This is a genomic window from Sulfitobacter sp. EhC04 (assembly GCF_001650875.1).
Lineage (GTDB): Bacteria > Pseudomonadota > Alphaproteobacteria > Rhodobacterales > Rhodobacteraceae > Sulfitobacter.
In genome coordinates this window covers 1-6,133 of sequence record NZ_LXYI01000032.1, presented here as the reverse complement: position 1 = coordinate 6,133, position 6,133 = coordinate 1, and the positions used below count along the sequence as shown (strand labels likewise).

The following is a 6,133-nucleotide window of genomic DNA, read 5'->3' as shown; positions in this document are numbered from 1 at the left end:
GGCATGTTATCTGGACAGTCAAACTGTCTCTTTTCGAAAACCTCCTGCCGTCGTTGGGGTTTTCCTGTGCGTCCTCGGTGAGACATTTCATTGGGTGGCTCCCTCTCTTCTTATCCCTGTTTCACCCCCACCCAGCTCACCTCTTTCTCTTCCTGATCGTGACCTCAGGTGCCGTCCTGGGACGGCGGCCTGAACGGCAGGACTTTCGGGTCAGCCCGCGCGATCTGCTCTTCAAGAACCGCGATCACGCGGCGTTGTTCTTCACCCTCGAGCGCGAGGATCTGGATGTGTTGCGCCAGGGCTTTGACGGTCACGCGCAGCTCTGCCAGCTCGCCGCCGCGTGCAGCCCGCAGTTCGGCTTCGAGTTTGCGGATACGGGCCTTCAGTCCCGCGACCGATCCCGACCGGAACCGCGCCTCCGCCGCACGGAATTCGCCGAGAACGACAGTGGCACGGTTGGCCGTTGCGCGGCTGACACCAGCCTCGCGCGCGAGATTGGCGATGGTGAGGCGACCGTCGGTATGGACGGAAGTTCCTTCGAGCAGTCGCTTCATGGCGGAGCGCAAGGCACCTTCGGTCTTCTGACTGATAGGCGGGGTCATGCCTTTGGGTCCTCCAGATGACCGATCAGTCGACGCTTTCGATCATTGTCCTGTTTGATTGCGACCTTCTGAACCGCTGACAGGGTGTTGCCCTGCAGAAGGCGCTCACCCTCTTCGATCGAAGCCTGCCAGGGCGCAACATGACGTTTGGTCAGACAGGAATTGGGGCACCGGTCCGGGCTGCAGCGCGAAATCACCGGGGCCACCGGCTTGTCGTCGGGCCGCAGGCAGAGGGCGCTGGCGGGATCGAAGAAGCAATCGTTCAGAAACCCGACATGCAGTGTCTTTCCAAGATGCGCCAGCATCTTTCGCAGGCGTTTCTGGTCAAGGATACGCCCAGGCAGATCACCGAGGGTGTCCCGGACGTGGTCGAACTCCTGCTTGAGACGGGACGATGCCGGTCCGCCGGGCTCGTCACCCTGCTGGTAGGCCTCATAATAGGCGACCACATCGTCCAATTGGCCAAGCGCCCGTTCCTGCTCGACCGTCCGGCGAAAATCTCCGTGCGGCGCGCCGGCATAGCCCTCGAACATCGCCACGGAGGCATGCTTGTACTGGATCTTTCCGGCAATAACGCCGAAGGGGCGGTTCGCGATGTACCATGCGATGGTGCGCCGGAACTGCCGGGTGGAAAAATGCCAAGGGCGCCCATCGACCTGTGGAATTGCGGGCGGGTTTGCGACCTTCGCATCCAAACCGTCGCGGAACATCTTGATGATCGGCGACGCCTGGGCGGCCAAGTAGTCTGCGGTCCAGTCCCATGGCTTCAGCGAGACCCAGAGGGATCGAAGATCACGGTCGCCGCGCGCTCGGCGCGACAGAGCTTCCATGGCCTCGACGGCACGGGCGACCGGAGCGATGGTGATCCAGTCGGCGGAAACGCCCGCCGCCTCGCGATGCTTGTAGACGGTGCTGCGCACGCGATAGCGCTCGATCAGGTTGTCGGCACTGCGTTCAACCGAAACGCAGCCCGGTTCCATATCCTGTAGTTCGCTGTCGCGCATTCCCGTCAGGTAGGCACAAACGATGTAACAGGCCGCCTGCAGCATCTGCTCTTCATGCAGTAAGCTGTCCGTGTCGAAACGCTCCCGCCAGGGCAGGCCGGTATCGGGATCGCGGCTGACCGGGGTATCCATGCCCCCGACCTCGGTTCCCATCTCTTCCGCCATCTGGTCCAGCATCCTCACGGTCGCGGTGGAACTACTGAGATTCCCCGTTTGAGGACAGCCGATCTGAAGGCACATCAGTCTGAAATTATACGCATTGCCTTCCTTAATGTCGGGGACACCGCGGGTGGTGTTTGGACGGCGCTCCCAGAGCGGCACGCCCCGCCCTTCTGCCCGACGGGCCTCAAGCCAGGTACGAAGACGGTAGCGAAACCGTTCGTGGCGGGTCTGGCGCGCATCCTCGGCAATGATCTGGGCAGCACGGGCTTCAAGGCGATCCAGCTCTTCGCGCGCCGCGAGGATATCCGGGGAGAAGACATCGACGTATCGCATCGCCCAATGGAGCAGTGCGCCTATCACCGGTTCAGGGATCCGCGGCGTGGTGTTCTCCGCGCTCGTCCGGCTCCGGCCGCTGACATTGCTTGCCGTGCGCCCACCCCAGGGCAGAAAGGGAATGCCGCCCCCAGTCACCCATGGCCCGAAATGATGGAGGTCGATGGGGACATCGACATAGAGGCGGATCTGTTGCGATGAACGTGCGCCGTCTGCCCCCAGATGCGCCAGATACGCGTCCAGCACTTGCTGGTCGACGCGCGCCAGTTCGACGGAACCGATACGATCGTGCAGGAACTCTCCGAAATGGCGCAGGAACAGCAATGTACCTTTGGCAGTCGAGGGGCCGCAAGGGCCCCGGTAGCTGCGCAGCCGCGCCTGAAGTCGGGCGAGCATGTATTCCTTCGCGAGCCGCCGAAGCGGGGGATCCGCAATGGCACCGAAATCCACACGAAACGTGGCTGGCCGCGCATTGGCACGAAACATCGCCGGACTGAGATCCCAGACATCGTCGCCGAACCGGGACAGAGTCGAGTGCTCCGATCCCGGCCTGAGCAGCCTGCCCGCGAGGATGTCGGTGTCGTCGGGATGGATTGCCGATGGCAGAGATGGCTTTGCCGTGATGATGGCCGGGTTTGTTCTCATGCCAGACCCGCCTCTGGAGGAAGATAAATCTGTGTCGGCTGACGGGCGGCGAGGGAACGGGCGGCGTCGAGATCCGTCTTGGAGAATTGCGGCAATATCTGCGCGGAGATCCTATAGTGGACCCGCCCGAACTTCACCTGCCAATCGGCCTCGCTCAGCACCTTACGCTGGTCCACCACGAAATCCAGAAAAGCCATCAGCGCGGGAAGCTTGCGGGTGGTGATGACGCCGTTACGGCATTCGAGGCAGCCCCAGAACGGCACCGGGCAGGCCTCACCCGAGTTGGCGAACGGGCTGCTGTAGAAGCCGGAACAGCTTGCCAGCCACACATCCTGTTCGCCTGCCAGCAATGCCGAAGCATCGGTCGCCATGCCCTCCGGAAAACCTGGCTGTGCCGAAGACGGAGCTGCCAAGACATTGGCCTCGGCCTCTGGGGTCAACACGGTGGGCTGCAACGCATCTTCGACAGCGTCCATCAGCGCCTCAGCGATGGTGGCTTCGTGGATCGGCCGCAATGCCGGAATGTCTCCATAGTGGTTCGCGGCAACCTCGACGGTATGCCCGACCGCGAACCGGCGCAGCTGACCGCCGGTTTTGCGATACCACGCAGCCTTGTGCGTCTTGCGCAAGCGCGAGAGGCAGAGCTTCAACGGCTTCCCGTCATCATCCTGCAACCGGTGATGTTTGACCCAGACCTTTCTGGCCGATTGCATCGGCAGAACGACATCGGTCAGGCGGCCGCGGCAGTAATAGGGGAAAAGCTGTTCGCTCCCGAGATGACCGCGCGCCGTCGCGGTCCACTGAATTGCGAGGCGCAGCAGGCCGCCCGGGGTGCCTGACCCTCCGTCCCGAACCCGCAGCCGCTTCCACTCGGCATGACGGGCGCGACGCTTGCAATACTCGATCTCGACATAGCCGCTGGAAGGGTTCTTGAGACAATCGGCGCGCAAGGTTTTGATCGCCTCGATCTCGAGGCCGGTCTCCAGCGACAGCAGAACGAACAGAGCAATCAAATCGCCGAGGAGCAGATGCCGCGTGCCATGCATCCAGTCGCTCAGCCCCTCATTCGAAATCCCCGCATAGTTCCGTGCCCCGTAGAGTTGACGAAAAAGGTCGTTCTTGACGGTAATGAAACCGACACGGTCGATCTCCGCGAAGGCGTCCCTCTCCAACCGGTCGATGCGTGTCTCGCACTCCTGCGCAAGCGTCGGCCGAAATCTCTGCCCGATGGCTGCGACGTCGGCGCGCGCGGCTGCCTTCAGGGCCGCACGGATATTGTCGCTGTAAGCATCGCGCGGGCGCGCTGGAACACCCGGACGCGTGCTGACATAGTGCAATCGACGGGAGGACTCTTCGGAAAGGCCTCCCGGTTCTCCCGCATCCGCCAATCGCAACAGGCTCACCACGTCGCCCATCAGGTGAAGGCGATTGTTGGGATGCAGCCCGCTCTCAGCCATCCAGGTATCGAATCCTTCGATGGTCGAGACATCCAGTCCGGCAAGTGCCTGTACGGGCGAGCCTGTCGCATCGAGATAACGCCAGAACCGATGGATGGCTTCGGCCAATGACATCGCGGTGCGGACGGTGCCGGCGGGGCCACCAACCTGACACGCCTGCCAGAGTGCCTGCGTGAAGGAACGCGCAAGCGAAGCTCGACCGGGCAAACGCGTCAGGTCCATCGTTGCAGGTCGTCCGGCCAAGGTAATCTCGAAACGGCGGGCGGCGATGGCAATGGCGGCGGCGGGGCCGGGATCGGGGAGATTGTCAGGAAAGCTCGCGCGTCGCCCCGGGCGGGGCTGAGAGACTCCGGATCTGCCGGTCATTGATCGTCCGCCATGAGTTCGTCGGTCCAGCGATCCGCCGCCGCATCGACGAGTTCCTGCGCCTCGGCAAGGCTGTCGAGATAGATGTAGGTGCTGGTGATGTTCGCGTGGCCAAGGAGGTGCTGGAGATGGCGGAGCGGATCGCCAAGCATCTGCCGATAGGCAGCACCATGCGCATCGGTCGGGTTGAAGATCCTACCCACCTGTTCGCGGATCAGCATCGACAACATGTTGACCGCAAAGGTGTGCCTCAGCATGTGTGGCGTGACAGTGATATCGAGACCGAAGGCCTGGCATCGCTGGCTTGCCCTGCGAAAAGCAACTTCCCAGGTTCCGGACGACACGGGTTGACCGCGTTCCGTGAGCCAGAGCGATGCGTGTTCAGGCATGCCATTCGGCGATCGCAGCAGCCGTTGGCGGTCTTGCGGACGGAGCCTGGTCAGCGCGATGCGTCGGCCACTGCCATCGACGGCGTTACGGCCATCGGATGACAATACGAGCGGGACGGCCGGACGAGGCGGGACCTTTGCCAGGGCGATCTGGCGCTCGATGTCGCAGTAATCCGCGATCAGCTTGAGGACCCGGCGAGGCAACCGGATGCGTCGCGGGCGTTCGCCCTTGGTGATCACGCCCGGAAGGTCGAAAGGAAGTATCCGCTGGCTGTCGGAGGTCAACCCAGGCAGCTCGTCGATGATCAGGCTACCGGCCTCGCCGAGGCGCATCCCGGTGGAAACGAGCAGTTCCGCGAAGACGACATTCCGCTCGCCATTGCGCCCGCGCCAGGCTGGGTCCTCCGACCCGTCCGGCAATCTGCCCCTCAGGCCGATATCCCGGAACGCGAGGTAGCGGCCCATATCGACAAATTGCATGTTATGCGGGCGCGCGGCACGTTCCCGCGCCCTGTTGCCTTCGACAACCTTGGGCGTTTGCCGCCCATGACCATGCCGAAAGGACAGGTCATATCGAAACGGCGACGAAGCGATCAGTCCTTCTTCGAACGCCCACCGATACAGTTTGTCGAGCGCCGCGATCGCCCTGTTCCAGCTGGACGCCGAAATCCGAAACGGCGCGTCCGAAAGACGCCGTGCATGGTGGAACGCGATGACATCGTTATGATCGGCACGCCAAAGCTGCTTGGTGCCGCGTCGTTCCTCCAGAAACCGCATCCAGATCAGGATATCATGGGCGTATGCGCGCAAACTGTGCCGCGACCGCACTCCCATGGTCGGACAAGCGCGGAAGAAGCGGTTCAGCTCATGCATATAGCTGCCGTCCCGATCCAGAAAGAACGGCATGCCATCCATAAGGCCGATCCTGTCAGCGGCCTCGGTCACGGACGCGGAAAGAACGGCTGGAACGCCTTCAACCGAAACGGGCACGCGCAGCGCCAATCCGTCGGTGAAATAAAGCTGCGTCATCCATCCTCCAAAACCGTTAGCGTCCAGCAAACGAACGCCGCGACTCCAATCGCGCTCAAACGGAAACGCCGCCAGCCCCGTCCCTACGGCCCTTTTGATGGAGAGCGGGCCGGGGCTGGCTCATCTCTTAATCCCAAGGTTCCGCA

The 6,133-nt window shown here is 62.7% G+C and carries 4 protein-coding genes; all 4 read right to left on the bottom strand.

All coding sequences use genetic code 11. The features are described from left to right. Positions 1–164: 164 nt before the first annotated feature. From A8B82_RS14520 to A8B82_RS14505, 4 genes are read right to left on the bottom strand one after another with little or no spacing between them, the layout of a single operon-like run. On the bottom strand, positions 165–602 hold the full coding sequence (locus A8B82_RS14520; protein ID WP_067293797.1) for a hypothetical protein: 438 nt from the start codon (positions 600–602) through the stop codon (positions 165–167). Beyond that, positions 599–2,746, bottom strand: coding sequence for a hypothetical protein (locus tag A8B82_RS14515; RefSeq protein WP_067293794.1), 2,148 nt, complete (start codon positions 2,744–2,746; stop codon positions 599–601). Before A8B82_RS14515 ends, A8B82_RS14520 begins: the two co-directional genes overlap by 4 nt. Then, on the bottom strand, positions 2,743–4,569 hold the full coding sequence (locus A8B82_RS14510) for a hypothetical protein (protein ID WP_067293791.1): 1,827 nt from the start codon (positions 4,567–4,569) through the stop codon (positions 2,743–2,745). The genes A8B82_RS14515 and A8B82_RS14510 overlap by 4 nt, the downstream gene beginning before the upstream one ends. Continuing rightward, on the bottom strand, positions 4,566–5,987 hold the full coding sequence (locus A8B82_RS14505; RefSeq protein ID WP_067293788.1) for a tyrosine-type recombinase/integrase: 1,422 nt from the start codon (positions 5,985–5,987) through the stop codon (positions 4,566–4,568). Before A8B82_RS14505 ends, A8B82_RS14510 begins: the two co-directional genes overlap by 4 nt. Between the last annotated feature and the right edge of the window lie 146 nt (positions 5,988–6,133).

What these genes read in the sequence shown, in the direction of transcription:
- A8B82_RS14520 (WP_067293797.1), bottom strand. Translation starts at nt 602, where the DNA reads ATGACCCCGCCTATCAGTCAGAAGACCGAAGGTGCCTTGCGCTCCGCC.
- A8B82_RS14515 (WP_067293794.1), bottom strand. Translation starts at nt 2,746, where the DNA reads ATGAGAACAAACCCGGCCATCATCACGGCAAAGCCATCTCTGCCATCG.
- A8B82_RS14510 (WP_067293791.1), bottom strand. Translation starts at nt 4,569, where the DNA reads ATGACCGGCAGATCCGGAGTCTCTCAGCCCCGCCCGGGGCGACGCGCG.
- A8B82_RS14505 (WP_067293788.1), bottom strand. Translation starts at nt 5,987, where the DNA reads ATGACGCAGCTTTATTTCACCGACGGATTGGCGCTGCGCGTGCCCGTT.